This is a genomic window from Aeromonas sp. s4 (genome assembly GCF_040907855.1).
GTDB lineage: Bacteria > Pseudomonadota > Gammaproteobacteria > Enterobacterales > Aeromonadaceae > Aeromonas > Aeromonas caviae.
This window is the reverse complement of the sequence record NZ_JBFOCP010000026.1, coordinates 1-16,541: the sequence shown is the minus strand read 5'-3', so window position 1 is coordinate 16,541 and position 16,541 is coordinate 1. Positions and strand designations below refer to the sequence as shown.

Genomic DNA, 16,541 nt, shown 5'->3' with positions numbered 1-16,541 from the left:
TCAGCTAACACAATCAGGGCGCCAATGGCGCCCTGATTGTTTTTCTATTCGCTGGTGCTGACTTGCGGTCTTGACGCAAGAGAGTGAACCCGTGCTCACTCGTCCATAAAGAGTTCGAGCAGCACGTTGAGGTAGCGATGCCCCAGGGACGTGAGCTGCCAGCTGTCGCCGAGATCCTCGATCAGCTCCTTGGTCCGGGCGATGGCCAGCATGGTCTCCACCCGCTCCAGCGGTAGCCCCGTGAAGGCCTCGAACTCCGCCTTGGGGGCAGGTTCAAACAATCTGAACCGGTTCATGAAGTACTCGAGGGGCAGATCGTCCGCGCTCACCTGCCATTGGCTGTCCAGATAGGGGCGGCTCGGATCCAGATAACCTTTCGGATGCTTCACCTTGGCGGTGCGCAGGATCTGCTGGCTCGCGAGATCCGTCACTTTGCCGTGGGCGCCGCAGCCGATCCCCAGATAGTCGCCAAAGCGCCAGTAGTTGAGGTTGTGGCGGCACTGATACCCCTCTTTGGCATAGGCCGAGATCTCGTACTGCTGATAGCCCTGGGCGGTCAGCATGGCGTGGCCCTGCTCGTAGATGTCCCACAGGGTGTCATCTTCCGGCAATGTGGGGGGCTTGGAGGCGAATGCCGTGTTCGGCTCTATGGTGAGCTGATACCAGGAGAGGTGCGGCGGCGCGCAGTCGATGGCCTGCTGCAGGTCATAGAGCGCATCGTCCAGGCTCTGATCCGGCAGGCCGTGCATCAGATCCAGGTTGAAGGTGGGAAGCGCGATGGCGTGGGCCAGCTCGGCGGCCTTGCGCGCCTCTTCGGGGCCGTGAATGCGGCCGAGCCGGGTCAGCTTCTCCTGCTGGAAGCTCTGTACCCCGATGGAGATGCGGTTGATGCCGGCCCGCTGGAAGCCGGCGAACTTGTCCGCCTCCACCGTGCCCGGGTTGGCCTCCATGGTGATCTCGCAGTCCGCGGTGAGTTCGATGCGCGCACGCACTCCGTCCAGCAGCGCCTGCATGGCGTCGACGGAGAGCAGGCTCGGCGTGCCGCCACCGATAAAGATGGAAGAGAGGGGGCGCCCCTGGGCCCAGTGCAGATCCTGCTCCAGATCCTCCAGCAGGGCCGCCACGTACTCGAGGTGGGGCAGCTCCCCCTTCTGGGCGTGGGAGTTGAAGTCGCAGTAGGGGCACTTCTGGACGCACCAGGGCACGTGGATATAGAGGGAGAGGGGCGGCAGTTGCAGCATGGGATTTCCAGTATTCAACAATCAAAAGGGGTCGGGTGGCCCTGGTTGTCGGTGACAACGGGCGGGGCGCCGCGAACGAAACGGGGGCCGACGGCCCCCATTGTAGATGACAACGCGGCGGGAGACAGCGCTTTAGTTGACCGCCGCCAGGGCCGCTTTGAGCTTGGCCAGGGCCTGGCCGCGGTGGCTGAGCTGGTTCTTGAGCTCCGCCGGCATCTGGGCCGAGGTGCAGTCGTGGTCGGGGACGAAGAACACGGGGTCGTAGCCAAAGCCGTGCTGGCCGCGGGGTTCGTCGATGATCATCCCCTCCCAGCTGGCCTGGCAGATAATGGGGGTGGGATCGTCGGCGTGGCGCATGTAGACCAGCACGCACCAGAAGCGGGCGCTTTTCAGGTAATCCGGCGCGCCCTTGAGCTCGGCCAGCAGCTTGTCGATGTTCTCCTTGTCGCTGGCACCGGCACCGGCAAAACGGGCGGAGTAGACGCCGGGGCGGCCGTGCAGCAGATCCACTTCGAGGCCGGAGTCGTCGGCCACGGCGGGCAGGCCGGTGACGCGGGCGGCGTGGCGGGCCTTGATGATGGCATTCTCGACGAAGGTGGTGCCGGTCTCGTCGGCATCGGAGACTGCAAACTCGCTCTGCGGGATCACCTGGATCTTCATATCGGCCAGCATGGCGGCCAATTCCTTCACCTTTTTCTGGTTCCCTGTTGCCAGGACAAGCTTGTTCATCACACACCTCCGCAAAAATAATCTGCGCATTCTATGCGGGGGAGGGGTTTAGTAAAAGCGCCAATTGCCCGGGATCCGGTGCCAACGGGGGATCCGGGTTCCACCCCCTGAGAGGTAGAAGAGATACATGTTTCCAGTGGGGAATAACCGAAGTGATTAAATACCATTTCAATTCATTACTCTGAGTCAGTAGACTCGCGGCCCAATCGATATTCCTAGGGCTTGAGGTGACTGATGCCATTGATTCTTTTGCTTGTACTCCTGGTGTTGTTCAGCCCGCTGGCCATCGACATCTATCTGCCTGCTATTCCCCAGATGGCCGAGCAGCTGGGGGCCGAAGTGACCCTGATGCAGGGCACCATTACCTGGTTCCTGTTCAGCATGGGGCTGGGGCAACTGCTGGTGGGGCCGCTCGCCGATCGCTACGGGCGTAAACCCATCGCCCTGGGGGGCGTGCTGCTCTATGGCCTGAGCGCCCTGGCAGCCGGCTTTGCTGCCAGCCTGGGCGAGCTGATGCTGGCGCGGGTGCTGCAAGGCTTCGGGGCCTGCGCCACCTCGGTGGCCGCCTTCTCGGTGGTCCGTGACAGCTATGGCCCCAAGAAGAGCGGTCAGATGATCTCCTATCTGAACGGTGCGATCTGCTTTATCCCCGCACTGGCGCCCCTGCTGGGTGGCTGGCTCACCGCCAAGGCGGGCTGGTCGGCGAACTTCTGGTTCATGGCGGGTTACGCCGTCGTGGTCGGCAGCTGGCTGCTGTGGCGGATGCCGGAAACCCGCCCTGAGGAGACCAGCAGTGCTGGCCCGCTCATCAGCTGGTCCCGCTACAGCCCGGTGCTGCGCTCCCCGAGCTTCCTGTTCAACGCGGCGCTGTGCATGCTGGCGATGGCGGTGATCCTCGCCTACGTGACGGCGGCACCGGTACAACTGATGGTGACCCTGGGGCTGGACATGAGTGGCTTCAGCCACTGGTTCACCGCCAATGCGGCACTCAACATCCTGGCCTGCTTCCTGGCCCCGCGCTTCATCGCCCGGGTAGGGCCAAGACGGACCCTGCGTATCGGCCTGCTGGTGCTGCTGCTCTCCGCCATCACCCTGACCCTGGCCATGCACATCCCGCACCCGCTGGCCATGATGGGCCCGGTGTTCCTCTCCAGCATCGGTTTTGCGATGATCCTGGGCGCCGCCGCCGGTATGGCGCTGGCCCCCTTCGGCCACTGCGCCGGGACTGCGGCCGCCCTGCTCGGCCTGTTCCAGATGAGCGGCTCCGGCGCCCTGGTGGGGATCACCGGTTGGCTGATGCCGGATCCCCTGAGCCAGCTGGCCCTGCACATGTGGCTGCTGCTGCCCCCGCTGGTGATGCTGATGACCCGCCAGGGGCGCCGCTTGTGTTTGCAATAAATCCTGTGCTCTGATGAGCACACTCAGGGGGCCTTGAGCCCCCTTCTCTTTTTCAGGCGACCCGCCTGCCTCGCATGATCACAGACCCGTGGAGAAAACCGGATGAGCCACACAATCAACGCCGCCCTGGTGGGATACGGCTTTGCAGGACAGACCTTTCACGCCCCCTTCCTGGCCACGACCCCGGGCCTGACCCTGCGCTGGGTGGTGAGCCGGGATGCCGCCAAGGTACAGGCCGCGTTGCCCGGCACCCGGGTCGGCACCCTGGAGCAGGTGCTGGCCGATGACAGCCTCGATCTGGTGGTGATCGCCACCCCCAACGACACCCATGCCCCCATCGCTCGCGAGGCCCTGCTGGCGGGCAAGCACGTGGTGATCGACAAGCCGTTCGCCCTGGATCTGGCCGAAGCGAAGGCGCTGGTCGAGTTGGCGGAGAAGCAGCAACGGCTGCTCAGCATCTTCCACAACCGGCGCTGGGACGGGGACTTCCTCACGGTGCGCCGTCTGCTGGCGGAGGGGGCGCTGGGGCAAGTAGCCCAGTTCGAATCCCACTTCGATCGTTATCGCCCCGAGGTGCGCCAGCGCTGGCGCGAGGCGGGCGGCCCGGGCTCCGGTCTCTGGTTCGATCTCGGCCCCCATATCCTGGATCAGTCGCTTCAGCTGTTCGGCCAGCCGGACTGGTTGCAGGCGGATCTGGGCAAGCAGCGCCCCGGGGCCCTGGCGGACGACTACTTCCATGTGGTGCTGGGTTACGGCGAGATGCGGGTCATTCTGCACGGCAGTTGTCTGGTGTCGGCCGTGATGCCCCGCTTCGTGGTGCACGGCAGTCAGGGCTCCTTCATCAAGTTCGGCATGGACGTGCAGGAGGAGCAGCTCAAGGAGGGCAAGCGGCCTCCGGCGGCGGACTGGGGCGTGGATCCCGCCCCCGGCCAGCTCAGCCAGATCCGGGACGGTCAGCTCCTGCAGCAGACCGTGGCTGGCGAGGCGGGGGACTACGGCGCCTACTATCGCGGTGTCTGCGCCGCCATCCGGGGAGAAGGGGAGAACCCGGTGCCCGCCGACGAGGCCCTGGCGGTGATGGCCTTGCTGGACCTGGCCCGGGAGAGCGACCAGCAGGGGCGGCGCCTGCCTTGTCAGAAGCTGTCTGACTGACGGCGTTATCCGGCAGCGCCGAGAGCCTGACAGAAAGACAATGGCTGACTGGCAATCGTCAGGTAATTGGCGATTTGTTGTGCGAATCTGGTGATGAATGGGTGTTTTATATTAATATTTGTCGTTGCAGCAGTGTTTCTTATCATGCCAACGAGAAAATATCATTGTGATACGCGTTTTCATCGGCCGCATATGGGGATATATTTCGCGCGCCTTCGGGCTCCAGCGGCCGGTGTGCCGACAGGAGCCGGGGCGTACAGTGATGGTCCCTGCACCATCTCTCCATCTTTTTTTGAGGGTATGCACATGAACAAAGTACTGGTAGCCGGTATCCTGGGTCTGATGTTGACCGCCTGTGGTCAGAAAGAAGAAGCTGCCGCTCCGGCTGCGACCCCGGCCGCAGACGTTGCTGCCACTGTCGAGAAAGCCGCTAGCGAAGCGTCTGCTACCGTCGAGAAGGCTGCTTCCGAAGCTTCCGCTACTGTCGAGAAGGCTGCCGCTGACGTGGCCACCAAGGCTGAAGCTGCCGTGAGCGATGCCAAGGCCAACTAAGCCAGCACCTCATTGAAAAACGGGCCCGGCGCACTCGCGCCGGGCCCGTTTTTTTATAGCCATGACGGGGCGTTGCCCGGTCAGCCGAGGGGTTCCACCAGCAGGATGTGGGAGTCGGCCCCCACCACCTTGACCCGGCTGCCAGCCGGCAGCGGCGCGTTGCAGCGCACCGTCCAGACGGTGTCGTCCAGATGCACCCGGCTCATCCCCTGGCTGACCTCGTCCAGCAGGGTCAGCTCGCGGCCCATGTAGCTTTGCATCCGCTCGTTGATGGGAGCGGCGGCATCCAGCCCGGAGCGATCCCGGCGATGCTGCCAGCGCCACCAGGCCCAGGTGGTGAGCAGGGATTGCAGGGCGAAGAGCAGCAACTGCGCCTGCCAGCCAAAGGGCCAGACCAGCAGCAAGAGTCCCACCTCCAGGGCGGCGATGCCGGTCCAGAGCAGAAAGCCCACCGACCCCATCACCTCGATGGCCAGCAGCACGAAGCCGAGTCCCAGCCAGTGCCAGTGGGTCAGCCCCTCGAACAGGGCTGTCATGATTTGCCCGCCTTGCCGTCTTTGTTGAACAGCTCGGCCATGCCCGCCACCGAGCCTATCAGGCTGCCCGCTTCCAGGGGCATCATGATGATCTTGCTGTTGGGGCCTTCACCGATGCGGGCCAGGGCCTCGGTGTATTTCTGGGCCACGAAGTAGTTGATGGCCTGCATGTCGCCCTCGGCGATCGCCTGGGAGACCATGTGGGTCGCCTTGGCTTCCGCCTCGGCGGCCCGCTCCCGCGCTTCAGCGGCGAGGAAGGCGGCCTGACGCTCACCCTCGGCTTTCAGGATCTGGGACTGCTTCTCCCCCTCGGCCTTCAAGATCTTGGACTGGCGCACCCCTTCGGCCTCCAGCACCTCGGCCCGCTTCTGGCGCTCGGCCTTCATCTGGGCGTTCATGGCTTCCACCAGGGCGAGGGGCGGGCGCACATCCTTGATCTCGATCCGGGTCACCTTGATGCCCCAGGGGGCGGTGGCGGCATCCATGGTGCGCAGCAGCTTCTCGTTGATGGTGTCGCGCTGGGAGAGCATCTCGTCCAGCTCCATGGCGCCGAGCACGGTCCGCATGTTGGTCATGGTGAGATTGCGGATGGCACTGGTGAGATCGTTGACCTCGTAGCCCGCCTTGCGGGCATCCACCACCTGCACGAAGCTGATGGCGTCGATGGTGACGTTGGCGTTGTCCCGGGAGATCACCTCCTGGGCCGGGATGTCCAGCACCTGCTCCATCATGATGATCTTGTGACCGATGCGGTCGATGTAGGGGATCAGCAGGTTGAGGCCCGGGGAGAGGGTGCGGGTGTAGCGGCCGAAGCGCTCCACGGTCCAGTTGTAACCCTGGGGCACTATCTTGATGCCGGCACTCAGGGTGGCGAGTACCAGGAATATGAAGATCCCCAATACAATCAATGACTCATTCATGATTAAGCTCCTTATGAAACACTTTCACTAGCCTAGGGTCTGGTGCCATCCACCACAAGCAGATTCGCTTCTCTATTGCCGCCACACGGCTTTACTAATTACCAAAACGCATTAAAGAGCATTTTTTATTATTTTGAGGGATAAGCGCTCCTGCCTATAGTCGCCCCAGATGTCGCGATGCCGAGGAGCGGGCCCTGATGGATTATTTACCTATGTTTGCCAGGTTGGAAGGCCGCCCGGTACTGCTGGTGGGCGGGGGCGAGGTTGCCCTGCGCAAGGCGCGCCTGCTGCTGGCGGCAGGTGCCCGGATCACCCTGGTCTCTCCCGCGCTCGAGCCCGAGTTCCATGAATTTGCCGGTCGCTTCACCCATGTGGCGGCGCGTTTCGACCCGGCCCACCTGGCAGGGCAGATCCTGGTGGTGGCCGCGACCGACGATCTCGAGGTCAACGCCCTGGTCTACCAGAGCGCCACCGAGCGCGGTCTGTTCGTCAACCTGGTGGATGACCCCGAGCGCTCCAGCTTTATCTTCCCCTCCATCATCGATCGCAGCCCCATCGTGGTGGCCGTCTCCAGCGGCGGCAAGGCCCCCGTGCTGGTGCGCCTGTTGCGCGAGCGGCTCGAGAGCCTGCTGCCCCGCCATCTTGGCGGTCTGGCGGAGCTCTCCGGCCGGGTGCGCAGCCGGGCCAAGCAGGTGCTTGCCTCCCTCTCCGATCGCCGCCGCTTCTGGGAGCGCGCCTTTGCCTCCAACACCCTGGCCGGTCTGATTGAGAAAGCCGATTGGCAGGGTGCCGAGCAGTGGCTGAACGAGGGACTGGACAAAGCCCGTACCGAAGTGGGCGAAGTGGTGCTGGTGGGGGCGGGCCCGGGGGATCCAGGCCTCTTGACCCTCAAGGCGCTGCAACAGATCCAGCAGGCCGAAGTGGTGCTCTATGACCAGCTGGTCTCCCCCGAGATCCTGGACCTGGTGCGCCGCGATGCCACCCTGGTGTCGGTCGGCAAGAAGGCGGGGGCCCACAGCGTGCCCCAGGAAGAGACCAATCGCCTCTTGGTGGAATATGCCAAAGCGGGCAACCGGGTGGTGCGCCTCAAGGGGGGCGATCCCTTCATGTTCGGCCGTGGTGGCGAGGAGCTGGAAGTGCTGGCCGAGGAGGGCATTCCCTTCTCCGTGGTGCCCGGCATCACCGCCGCCGCCGGTGCCACCGCCTATGCGGGCATTCCGCTCACCCACCGCGACCATGCCCAGAGTGCCGTCTTCATCACCGGCCACTGCCAGAAGGAGGGCAAGGAGCCCGACTGGCAGCAGCTTGCGGCCACCAACCAGACCCTGGTCATCTACATGGGGCTGATGCGCTCCGAGCATATCCAGCAGCAACTGGTGAGCCATGGCCGACGCGCCGCCACCCCCATCGCCATCATCGAGCGGGGCACCACGGCCCGTCAGCGGGTGCTGACCGGCACCCTGGCGGATCTGGCCGAGCTGGCCCAGCAGGCGGTGAGCCCGTCGCTTATCGTCATCGGTGAAGTGGTGGCCCTGCGCCAGCAACTCGCCTGGTTTGGCGAACAGGGGCAAGGGCAGGAGGCAGCAAGCGGCCACGAGCTCAAGCTGGTGAGCCTGGCCTGAGAGGCGAGACCCGAATCGATTTGACGGTGCGGCCAAGGCGGCACCGAACTGAACCAACACCGCGCCCCGAGCAGGTGCGATAGCAATGAACCGAGGACCCAGACATGGACCGTGAAAGACTGACCCAACTGCAGCCATCCGATGCACAGAGCATCCGTGCAGGTGTCACCCGCGAGCGACTGACTCACCTGCAGCAACTGGAAGCCGAGAGCATCCATATCATCCGCGAGGTGGCCGCCGAATTTGAAAACCCGGTGATGATGTACTCCATCGGCAAGGACTCCTCCGTCATGCTGCACCTGGCCCGCAAGGCCTTCTATCCGGGCAAGATCCCCTTCCCCCTGCTGCACGTGGACACCAACTGGAAGTTCAAGGAGATGATCAAGTTCCGGGACGAGACCGCCAAAAAGTTCGGGCTGGATCTCATCGTCCACAAGAACCCGGACGGTCTGGCCATGGACATCAACCCCTTCGTGCACGGCAGCAGCAAGCACACCGACATCATGAAGACCGAGGGGCTCAAGCAGGCGCTCAACAAATACGGCTTCGATGCCGCCTTCGGTGGTGCCCGTCGCGACGAGGAGAAATCCCGCGCCAAGGAGCGTGTCTACTCCTTCCGCGACAAGTCCCACCGCTGGGATCCGAAGAACCAGCGCCCGGAGCTGTGGCGCGTTTACAACAGCCAGGTCAACAAGGGGGAGAGCATCCGTGTCTTCCCGCTCTCCAACTGGACCGAGCTGGACATCTGGCAATACATCTATCTCGAGAACATCGACATAGTCCCGCTCTACTTCGCGGCCATGCGCCCCGTGGTGGATCGCGGCGGCATCAAGATCATGGTGGATGACGATCGCATGCCCATCGGCCCGGAAGACGAAGTGAAGCAGGAGCTGGTGCGCTTCCGTACCCTCGGCTGCTACCCGCTGACCGGGGCCATCGAATCCAATGCCACCACCCTGCCGGAGATCATCGAAGAGATGCTGATCACCACCTCGAGCGAGCGGCAAGGGCGGCTCATCGACCACGATCAGGCCGGCTCCATGGAGCAGAAGAAGCGTCAGGGCTATTTCTAAAAAATGTTCTAAGGAATCGCAACATGAACAACCACATTCAGACCGCCATCAGCGAACAGGGCATTGAAGCCTACCTGCACGCCCAGCAGCACAAGAGCCTGCTGCGTTTTCTCACCTGCGGCAGCGTGGACGACGGCAAGAGCACCCTCATCGGCCGCCTGCTGCACGACTCCCAGCAGATCTATGAAGATCAGCTGAAGGCACTGGAGTCCGACAGCCAGAAGCTCGGCACCACCGGCGAAAAGCTGGACCTGGCCCTGCTGGTGGACGGCCTGCAGGCGGAGCGCGAGCAGGGCATCACCATCGACGTGGCCTACCGCTATTTCTCCACCGCCAAGCGCAAATTCATCATCTCGGACACCCCGGGCCATGAGCAGTACACCCGCAACATGGCCACCGGCGCCTCCACCTGCGATCTGGCCATCATCCTGATCGACGCCCGCAAGGGGGTGCTGGATCAGACCCGCCGCCACAGCTTTATCGCGAGCCTGCTCGGCATCAAGCAGTTCGTGGTGGCAGTGAACAAGATGGACCTGGTGGAGTTCAGCCAGGAGGTGTTCGAGCGCATCAGCGCCGATTACCGCGAGTTCGCCAAGAAGCTCAGCGTCGACACCATCCACATCGTGCCGGTCTCGGCCCTGGACGGTGACAACGTGGTCAACCCGAGCGACAAGCTGGCCTGGTACCAGGGCGAGACCCTGCTCTCCTTGCTGGAGTCTGCCGAAGTGGAGCGCGAGCTGGAGCGTCACCCGGTGCGCCTGCCGGTGCAGTACGTGAACCGCCCCAACCTCGATTTTCGCGGCTTCGCTGGTACCCTGGCCTCCGGCATCCTGCGGGTGGGCGACAAGCTTGCCGTGCTGCCGTCCGGCAAAGAGAGCACGGTGACCCGCATCGTCACCTTCGACGGGGATCTGGAGTACGCCCTGCCGGGTCAGGCCATCACGGTCACCTTCGCGGACGAGATCGACATCAGCCGGGGCGACCTGCTGGTGGATGCGGCGAAAAAGCCCCAGGTGACCCAGAACGTGCTGGCTCACATCGTCTGGATGGGGGAAGAGTCCCTGCAACCGGGCCGGGTCTATGACGTCAAGCTGGCCACCAAGAAGAGCCGTGGCCAGGTGGAGGCCATCCGCCACCGCATCGAGATCAACAAGCTCGACGAGCTGCCCGCCTCCGAGCTCAAGCTCAACGAGATCGGCCTGTGCGAATTCAGCCTGACCGACCCGGTGGCGTTCGACCCCTACAAGGAGATCCGCGACACCGGCAGCTTCATCCTCATCGACCGGCTGACCAACGTCACCGTCGGTGCCGGCATGATAGTGGAAGGGCTGGCGGCCAAGGTGATGGCAGGGCAATACAGCGAGTTCGAAGTGGAGCTCAACGCCCTGGTGCGCAAGCACTTCCCCCACTGGCAGGCGCTGACCATCAGCAACGATTCCGGCAAGGAGTAAGCCCATGACCTGGCAACAATCCCTGGTGCTGGGTCTGCTGGCTGCCCTCGTCGCCCTGCTGATCCAGGGCAAACTCCGGCCGGCGCTGCTCTTCTCGGGCGCCGTGCTCATCACCTACCTGAGCGGCCTGGCGGACATCAACGCCGTGGTGGCGGGCTACACCAACAGCGCCCTGCTGACCCTGGTGTTGCTGCTGCTGGTGTCGCTCGCGGTGGAGAAGACCCGGGTCATGAGCTGGTTTGCCAACCTGGTAGGCACCGGCTCCTTCAACAAGGTGCTGGTGAAGGTGTGGTTTTCCACCGCCTTCCTGTCGGCGTTCGTCAACAACACCGCCGTGGTGGCGTCCATGCTGGGGGCGGTCAAACGCAACCCCAACCATGCGCCCTCACGGCTGCTGTTGCCCATGTGCTTCGCGGCGACCTTTGGCGGTGTGCTGACCCTGATCGGCACTTCCACCAACCTCATCGTCAACAGCTTCCTCATCAAGATGGGGGCCAAGCCGCTCGGCATGTTCGACTTCTTCATGGTGGGGGCGGGGACCCTGCTGACCGGCCTCATCGCCGTGCTGCTGTTTGCCCGCCACCTGCCTGAGCAGGACACCGAGATGAGCCGGGAATCCGGCTATTTTCTCGAGGCCAAGGTGGGCCCCGGCTCGCCGATGGCCGGGCGCAGCGTCAAGGAGAACGGCCTGCGCAGCCTGAAAAGCCTCTATCTTGCCGAGATCATCCGGGGCAACCAGGTGATCTGCCCGGTGCAGCCGGAACACGAGCTGCACGAGGGGGACATGCTGCTGTTTTGCGGCGACGTGGAGAGCGTCGGCGTGTTGCAGGAGCTCAAAGGGCTGGATCTCTACGGCCAGCACCGCCTCAACGGCCAGCACCTGGTGGAGGTGATCGTCAGCCACAGCTCGCGCCTGGTGGGGCAGACCATCAAGGATGCGGAGTTTCGCACCCATTTCGATGCGGTGGTGCTGGCGGTGCGCCGGGGCGAGACCCAGCTCACCGGCGGCCTCGGCCAGATTGAGCTGCACGCAGGGGACACCCTGCTGCTGGCCCCCGGCCCCAAGTTTGCGGGCAACAAGTCCCTCTCCCGGGAGTTCGTGGTGGTGAGCGGGCTGGAGGCCTCCACCCGGCTCGATGCCACGCGCAGCGCCGCCGTGGTGGCGGGGTTCCTCGGGGTGCTGACCCTGTCGGTGCTCGATCTGGTGCCGCTCTTCAAGGGGCTGCTGGTGATGCTGGTGGTGCTGCTCTTCTCCCGCATCCTGACCCTGGACGAGATCCGCCGCCGCTTTCCGCTGGATATCTGGCTGGTGGTGGGCGGGGCGCTCGCCATCGCCGATCAGCTGGAGAAGAGCGGCCTGGCCAAGCTCATCGCCGACTGGCTGATGGGGGAGTTCAACGGGGCCAGTCCCTTTATCGCCTTCGTGGGGATCTATCTGTTTACCCTGGTGCTGACGGAGCTGATGAGCAACAACGCGGCGGCGGCCCTGGCCTTCCCCATGGGATTCCAGCTGGCGCTCAGCATGGACGTTTCGACCATGCCGTTCATTCTGGCGGTGCTGTTCGGGGCGAGTTCCAGCTTTATCCTGCCCTACGGCTACCAGACCAACCTGATGGTCTATGCGGCGGGCAACTACAAGATGCCGGATTATCTTAAATTAGCCCTGCCTGTCTCCCTGGCCTACAGCATCGGGGTGATCGTCATGGTGCCCCTGCTGTTTCCGTTTTAAGGTCTGATACCGGGGGATGTGTTAAGGGCTGCTTATGTTAACGCGGCTTTTATCAAGGCTGCTTATGATGCAGGGGAGTGCCAGGGCACTGGCATCCGGGCGTGAGCGCCAATCAGGGGGTGTTGCATGCGCAATATCAGGGCATCAGCACCTTGCCGCCTCATGGTGCGAGGCGGCTCCCTGCGGTAACGGACAGTTTTCAGTATCGCGGCGTGAGCGCCAATCAAGGAGTGTTGGGTGAGCAATGCCATGGCATCAGCACGTTGTCGGCTGATAGTCCGAGGTGGCTCCCTGTGGTGCCGGACAGTTTAAGTTTTGAGGCGTGAGCGCCAATCAAGGAGTGTTGGATGAGCAATATCGTGTGGCATGCCCATGCCGTCGACAAACAGAGCCGGGCCGAGCAGAAGGGGCAAAAGCCCCTGGTGATCTGGTTTACCGGGCTCTCCGGGGCTGGCAAGTCCACCCTGGCGGGGGCGCTGGAGCAGGCGCTGGCCGCCTCGGGCAAGCACACCTATCTGCTGGATGGGGACAATGTGCGCCACGGCCTCTGTGGCGATCTCGGCTTCGATGACGCCGCCCGCCAGGAGAATATCCGCCGGGTCGGCGAAGTGGCAAAACTCATGGTGGATGCGGGACTGATCGTCCTCACCGCCTTTATCTCGCCGTTTCGTGCCGAGCGGGAGCTGGTGCGCAATCTCGTGGGTGCAGGGGAGTTCGTCGAAGTGTTTGTCGATGCGCCCCTTAGCGTGTGTGAAGAGCGCGATCCCAAGGGGCTCTACAAAAAAGCGCGGGCGGGCGAGATCCGTAACTTCACCGGTATCGACTCCGCCTACGAGGCGCCCGAGCAGCCGGAAATCCATCTGCTCAACGCCGGCAAGCCGGTGGCGGTGTTGGTGGATGAGCTGCTGACGGCTCTGCGGCAGCGGGGGTTGATTGATTAAGGTCGGTTGTCAGCGTCGAATTTTGATAAACAGGGGGGCGTTTGCCCCTTTGTCTATTGCTGGCTGAACTTGGGCGCAATAAACGTGAAAATAAAGGATTCCCTCCGCAGATTAGCTCTATATTGTCGAGCGCCTCTAATTCCCCCTGATAAAGTTCCGACAGTGTTGGTCAAAGGGATTACATTTACTTCCATCTCTCGAAATTCCTGTCTCACGACACTGCATTGTTGCCTCAGTGCAGGTGGTCAAGGAAAAGAAAATCTGTCTGTGACCGAGATGAGTACTTACCAAGCTGTATGCCAGATTGTTGCATTCAGACGGTGGAGGAAACTAGGTTTTTTTCAGTGTCTTTGTGATTTCGCATGATATTTTGGCCATTTCAATAATGAATTCACCCTCAAGTTCATCATCGATAAATAAGGGCTTGATATTATCTAGTTTCCTCCATGTCTCATGCTGATAGATGAAGTCAAGGTAATTTTTAAGTAAGGATTGGTTGGTTGTTTTTCTTGATAACTGTTTTTTTAGCGAGTCAATGGTGAGCTTTGATTTATATGAGTGATACTTATCATACTCCATGACAAAATCATTAAGGCTCCAGCCGATCCTAGACATCTCATTTTTAATTTTTACTGCAAAATCATCTGGTTGCATCTTTGTCTCCAAATGTCCCCCACATCATCATTAATGTTTACATGTCCAGTATGACTCTGGATATGTGAACTTATATAGGGAGTGATGAGATATGGCAAAAGGTAGCACTTCACATTCAGGTAATGCAGGTAATGCTGGTAAGGGGGGCAGTAGTCGAGGCCCTTCTTCACACACAGGAACAGGTGGTAACTGGCCGTCGACGACGGGCAATCCCTCAGGAGGAGGAAGAGGAAACGCACCTTCAAAAAGTGGCAAATAACTCTAGATAAGAAAAGGCGGTGAAGCTAGCCTTCCCGCCTCATACACTCATTAGAGTTTTTTCGAAACGCTGATAAAAAGCTTTCTTTATCAACCTTGTATCTGATGTATGAGATCTCATTCATAGTGCCTTGCATTGCACATAAACAAACATTCCTTCTATCAATATAGATATTTTTACTTATCAGCTCAGGACTTGAGTTGGCACATGCATCAACAATAGAATACTCGACGTGCATTGGATATCGATTATCAAACAAAGCATAGTCAGCTATTTGTCCACTCACTAGGCCAATAACTAATATAGCGCCGCCTGACATAATCGGTTTTTTGAAAGTGCTTCCTGTTAATTCTTCTTGGCAATGACCACATTTAACTTTTGCCTCTAGATGTAAATCATTTTTCTTAAAACATTTCGGGCATTCAATTATCATAATTATTCCATGTATTGGTGGTGTGTCAAGATAAGGCTCTCATAATTCTCTTCCTGATAGGTTTTCCTTTACCTTGTATCAGCTAATTGGAGGTGAAAATATTGTGCTTACAATGATGAAGGAGGACCTGCAAAATTAGATAAACCCATCAACTTGACTGATGGTTTTATCGAGGAGAATGTCGATGCACTGCTCGCGGCTATCCCAAGGGGCCTACAAGAAGGCGCGAGGGCTAAATCCGCAATTTCACCGGTATCGACTCCGCCTACGAGGCACCGGAGCTGCCGGAAATCCACCTGCTAAACGCCGGCAAGGCTGGTGGATGAGTTGCTGACTGCCCTACGACAGGGGAACTATCTGTAGTTGTTGAGTGGCGCCGTCTTACATTAGTTGTGGCGTCTGGAGCCGGTGTTATCCCGGCAACCGGGTAATCACCTGGGCAGTAAGCCGTAAGCAGCAAATAGAGCGCAGATGGGTGTCGCAAGGGTAAAGCGACCCTCTTTTTTTCTGAGCGTGTCATGGAATCGGCAGCACATCTGACAAGCGGCCTGTGGCCGATAAGTGGACCGCAACAAGCATTTGTGTGCTGGCGGCAGCCACTATAAGCAGAAGTTGGGTCATCAGCGGAAAACCCATAAATCCAGCTTATAGTGACACCGACGAGCCTTGGCTATTCCAAGGCTGCCGATAGCAACCCTGCAAGGAGACCTTCCGACCATTGCTTATATCGTGGCAGGGTTATTCGCGATTGTCAGAATGTATGGAGATGGTATTCACCTGACAGTTGCCCACAAAAGGGAGTGGTCATACGGCTTCAAACCGGATAACAAAACGGTACCCCTACCGTGTTATCTGGAGTCACCGTATGACCACCAACGAGAAAGTAGCACGTCGTAAACTCAGCCTGCTAGAACTCGCCAAAGAGCTCAATAACGTCAGCAAAGCCTGCAAGCTCATCGGCTACAGTCGTCAGCAGTTCTACGAAATCCGTCGTAATTACCAGACCTATGGCGCCGAGGGCTTGCTCGACAAACTGCCCGGCTGTAAAGGGGCTCATCCCAACCGGGTCGCGCCCGAGATTGAGCAGGCCATCCTCGATTACTCCCTCACCAGGCCTACTCACGGTCCGCTGCGGGTCGCGCAAGAACTAGCTCTGCAAGGCATCAACGTCAGTGCCGGCGGCGTGCGTGGCGTGTGGCAACGTCACGATTTGCTCTCCAAACACGACCGCTTGCTGCGCCTTGAGAAAACCCATCGGGAACAAACGATTGAGCTCAATGACGAGCAAATTCGCCTGCTCGAGCGCTTCAGCCCCGAGTTTCGCGAACGCCAGATTGAGGTCCACTACACCGGGGAACTGGTGGCGGTCGACACCTTCTTCGTCGGCGCGCTCAAGGGGGTCGGCAAGGTGTATCTGCAAACCGTGCTGGACTGCTATAGCCGCCACGCCTGGGGGCGGCTCTACACCAGCAAGCTGCCCATCACCTCGGTCCATGTGCTCAACGAAACGGTGCTGCCATTCTTTGAAACCCACGAGGCACGGGTCTATACCATCCTGTCAGATAACGGGCGCGAGTTCTGTGGGCGCCCTGACCATCATCCCTACGAGCTGTTTCTGCAACTGGAGGGAATTGAACACCGGACAACCAAGGTACGCAGGCCGCAGAGCAATGGCTTTATCGAGCGGTTGCACCGCACACTGCTGGATGAGCACTTCCGTATCAAGGGGAGGACGACCTGGTATGAGTCGGTGGAGCAGATGCAGACAGACCTGGATAGCTACCTGGAACACTACAACACCCAGCGGCCACATCAGGGCAGGATGATGGAGGGTCAGACCCCCTACAGCAT

The 16,541-nt window shown here is 60.7% G+C and carries 15 protein-coding genes and 1 pseudogene; 10 read left to right on the top strand and 6 right to left on the bottom strand.

Translation table 11 applies throughout. The annotated features are described in order from the left end of the window. Positions 1–95 precede the first annotated feature (95 nt). Together hemW and rdgB are read right to left on the bottom strand one after the other, a co-directional pair. Complete coding sequence (gene hemW / locus AB5Y89_RS07045; RefSeq protein ID WP_052815213.1) at positions 96–1,241, bottom strand: radical SAM family heme chaperone HemW; 1,146 nt, start codon at positions 1,239–1,241, stop codon at positions 96–98. A 132-nt stretch (positions 1,242–1,373) separates the two neighbouring features. Then, a complete protein-coding gene (rdgB, locus tag AB5Y89_RS07040) occupies positions 1,374–1,970 on the bottom strand; it encodes an RdgB/HAM1 family non-canonical purine NTP pyrophosphatase (protein ID WP_010675605.1) in 597 nt (198 codons plus the stop codon). Between the two features lie 234 nt (positions 1,971–2,204). Here rdgB and AB5Y89_RS07035 point away from each other — a divergent pair, with 234 nt between their 5' ends. The 3 genes from AB5Y89_RS07035 (at position 2,205) to AB5Y89_RS07025 (ending at position 5,072) form a co-directional block, all read left to right on the top strand. After that, positions 2,205–3,368: a multidrug effflux MFS transporter gene (locus AB5Y89_RS07035; RefSeq protein ID WP_039040832.1), complete on the top strand. Its 1,164-nt coding sequence runs from the start codon at positions 2,205–2,207 to the stop codon at positions 3,366–3,368. 102 nt (positions 3,369–3,470) lie between these two features. Beyond that, positions 3,471–4,520, top strand: coding sequence for an oxidoreductase (locus AB5Y89_RS07030; RefSeq protein ID WP_010675603.1), 1,050 nt, complete (start codon positions 3,471–3,473; stop codon positions 4,518–4,520). Between the two features lie 306 nt (positions 4,521–4,826). After that, positions 4,827–5,072 carry a hypothetical protein gene (locus tag AB5Y89_RS07025; protein ID WP_010675602.1) on the top strand — a complete coding sequence of 82 codons (246 nt, stop codon included), beginning with the start codon at positions 4,827–4,829 and terminating at the stop codon, positions 5,070–5,072. A gap of 80 nt (positions 5,073–5,152) precedes the next feature. Here AB5Y89_RS07025 and AB5Y89_RS07020 read toward each other — a convergent pair whose 3' ends face one another. Both AB5Y89_RS07020 and AB5Y89_RS07015 read right to left on the bottom strand, forming a co-directional pair. Further along, the gene (locus AB5Y89_RS07020) at positions 5,153–5,608 is read right to left on the bottom strand and encodes an NfeD family protein (protein WP_010675601.1); all 456 of its coding nucleotides are present in this window, start codon (positions 5,606–5,608) and stop codon (positions 5,153–5,155) included. Further along, the gene (locus tag AB5Y89_RS07015; RefSeq protein WP_029314806.1) at positions 5,605–6,528 is read right to left on the bottom strand and encodes an SPFH domain-containing protein; all 924 of its coding nucleotides are present in this window, start codon (positions 6,526–6,528) and stop codon (positions 5,605–5,607) included. Before AB5Y89_RS07015 ends, AB5Y89_RS07020 begins: the two co-directional genes overlap by 4 nt. Before the next feature lie 197 nt (positions 6,529–6,725). Between AB5Y89_RS07015 and cysG the strand changes: the two genes are divergently transcribed. The 5 genes from cysG to cysC all read left to right on the top strand — a co-directional run bounded on the left by cysG (position 6,726) and on the right by cysC (position 13,344). Beyond that, positions 6,726–8,150 (top strand): siroheme synthase CysG, encoded by a 1,425-nt coding sequence (cysG, locus tag AB5Y89_RS07010; RefSeq protein ID WP_368223279.1) that lies wholly within the window; start codon positions 6,726–6,728, stop codon positions 8,148–8,150. Between the two features lie 104 nt (positions 8,151–8,254). Next, a complete protein-coding gene (cysD, locus tag AB5Y89_RS07005; RefSeq protein ID WP_052224733.1) occupies positions 8,255–9,223 on the top strand; it encodes a sulfate adenylyltransferase subunit CysD in 969 nt (322 codons plus the stop codon). Between the two features lie 23 nt (positions 9,224–9,246). Beyond that, positions 9,247–10,674, top strand: coding sequence for a sulfate adenylyltransferase subunit CysN (gene cysN / locus AB5Y89_RS07000; protein ID WP_368223276.1), 1,428 nt, complete (start codon positions 9,247–9,249; stop codon positions 10,672–10,674). A 4-nt stretch (positions 10,675–10,678) separates the two neighbouring features. Next, positions 10,679–12,403: an SLC13 family permease gene (locus AB5Y89_RS06995; RefSeq protein WP_042007068.1), complete on the top strand. Its 1,725-nt coding sequence runs from the start codon at positions 10,679–10,681 to the stop codon at positions 12,401–12,403. A 347-nt stretch (positions 12,404–12,750) separates the two neighbouring features. Continuing rightward, positions 12,751–13,344 carry an adenylyl-sulfate kinase gene (gene cysC, locus AB5Y89_RS06990; RefSeq protein ID WP_368223274.1) on the top strand — a complete coding sequence of 198 codons (594 nt, stop codon included), beginning with the start codon at positions 12,751–12,753 and terminating at the stop codon, positions 13,342–13,344. A 330-nt stretch (positions 13,345–13,674) separates the two neighbouring features. Here the strand turns inward: cysC and AB5Y89_RS06985 are convergent, their stop codons facing one another. Together AB5Y89_RS06985 and AB5Y89_RS06980 are read right to left on the bottom strand one after the other, a co-directional pair. Then, positions 13,675–13,998 (bottom strand): hypothetical protein, encoded by a 324-nt coding sequence (locus AB5Y89_RS06985; protein WP_226044687.1) that lies wholly within the window; start codon positions 13,996–13,998, stop codon positions 13,675–13,677. Positions 13,999–14,282: 284 nt separating this feature from the next. Further along, positions 14,283–14,690: a hypothetical protein gene (locus tag AB5Y89_RS06980; RefSeq protein WP_129146497.1), complete on the bottom strand. Its 408-nt coding sequence runs from the start codon at positions 14,688–14,690 to the stop codon at positions 14,283–14,285. Between the two features lie 153 nt (positions 14,691–14,843). Here AB5Y89_RS06980 and AB5Y89_RS06975 point away from each other — a divergent pair. Both AB5Y89_RS06975 and AB5Y89_RS06970 read left to right on the top strand, forming a co-directional pair. Next, positions 14,844–15,053, top strand: a pseudogene (locus AB5Y89_RS06975) (adenylyl-sulfate kinase); the annotation flags it as partial. A gap of 502 nt (positions 15,054–15,555) precedes the next feature. After that, positions 15,556–16,541, top strand: a 986-nt coding sequence (locus tag AB5Y89_RS06970) for an IS481-like element ISAs19 family transposase (RefSeq protein ID WP_368223271.1), incomplete at its 3' end; no start/stop codon positions are given.

What these genes read in the sequence shown, in the direction of transcription:
- cysC (WP_368223274.1), top strand. Translation starts at nt 12,751, where the DNA reads ATGAGCAATATCGTGTGGCATGCCCATGCCGTCGACAAACAGAGCCGG.
- AB5Y89_RS06995 (WP_042007068.1), top strand. Translation starts at nt 10,679, where the DNA reads ATGACCTGGCAACAATCCCTGGTGCTGGGTCTGCTGGCTGCCCTCGTC.
- AB5Y89_RS07035 (WP_039040832.1), top strand. Translation starts at nt 2,205, where the DNA reads ATGCCATTGATTCTTTTGCTTGTACTCCTGGTGTTGTTCAGCCCGCTG.
- AB5Y89_RS07030 (WP_010675603.1), top strand. Translation starts at nt 3,471, where the DNA reads ATGAGCCACACAATCAACGCCGCCCTGGTGGGATACGGCTTTGCAGGA.
- hemW (WP_052815213.1), bottom strand. Translation starts at nt 1,241, where the DNA reads ATGCTGCAACTGCCGCCCCTCTCCCTCTATATCCACGTGCCCTGGTGC.
- AB5Y89_RS07020 (WP_010675601.1), bottom strand. Translation starts at nt 5,608, where the DNA reads ATGACAGCCCTGTTCGAGGGGCTGACCCACTGGCACTGGCTGGGACTC.
- AB5Y89_RS07025 (WP_010675602.1), top strand. Translation starts at nt 4,827, where the DNA reads ATGAACAAAGTACTGGTAGCCGGTATCCTGGGTCTGATGTTGACCGCC.
- AB5Y89_RS06985 (WP_226044687.1), bottom strand. Translation starts at nt 13,998, where the DNA reads ATGCAACCAGATGATTTTGCAGTAAAAATTAAAAATGAGATGTCTAGG.
- cysD (WP_052224733.1), top strand. Translation starts at nt 8,255, where the DNA reads ATGGACCGTGAAAGACTGACCCAACTGCAGCCATCCGATGCACAGAGC.
- cysG (WP_368223279.1), top strand. Translation starts at nt 6,726, where the DNA reads ATGGATTATTTACCTATGTTTGCCAGGTTGGAAGGCCGCCCGGTACTG.
- cysN (WP_368223276.1), top strand. Translation starts at nt 9,247, where the DNA reads ATGAACAACCACATTCAGACCGCCATCAGCGAACAGGGCATTGAAGCC.
- rdgB (WP_010675605.1), bottom strand. Translation starts at nt 1,970, where the DNA reads ATGAACAAGCTTGTCCTGGCAACAGGGAACCAGAAAAAGGTGAAGGAA.
- AB5Y89_RS07015 (WP_029314806.1), bottom strand. Translation starts at nt 6,528, where the DNA reads ATGAATGAGTCATTGATTGTATTGGGGATCTTCATATTCCTGGTACTC.
- AB5Y89_RS06980 (WP_129146497.1), bottom strand. Translation starts at nt 14,690, where the DNA reads ATGATAATTGAATGCCCGAAATGTTTTAAGAAAAATGATTTACATCTA.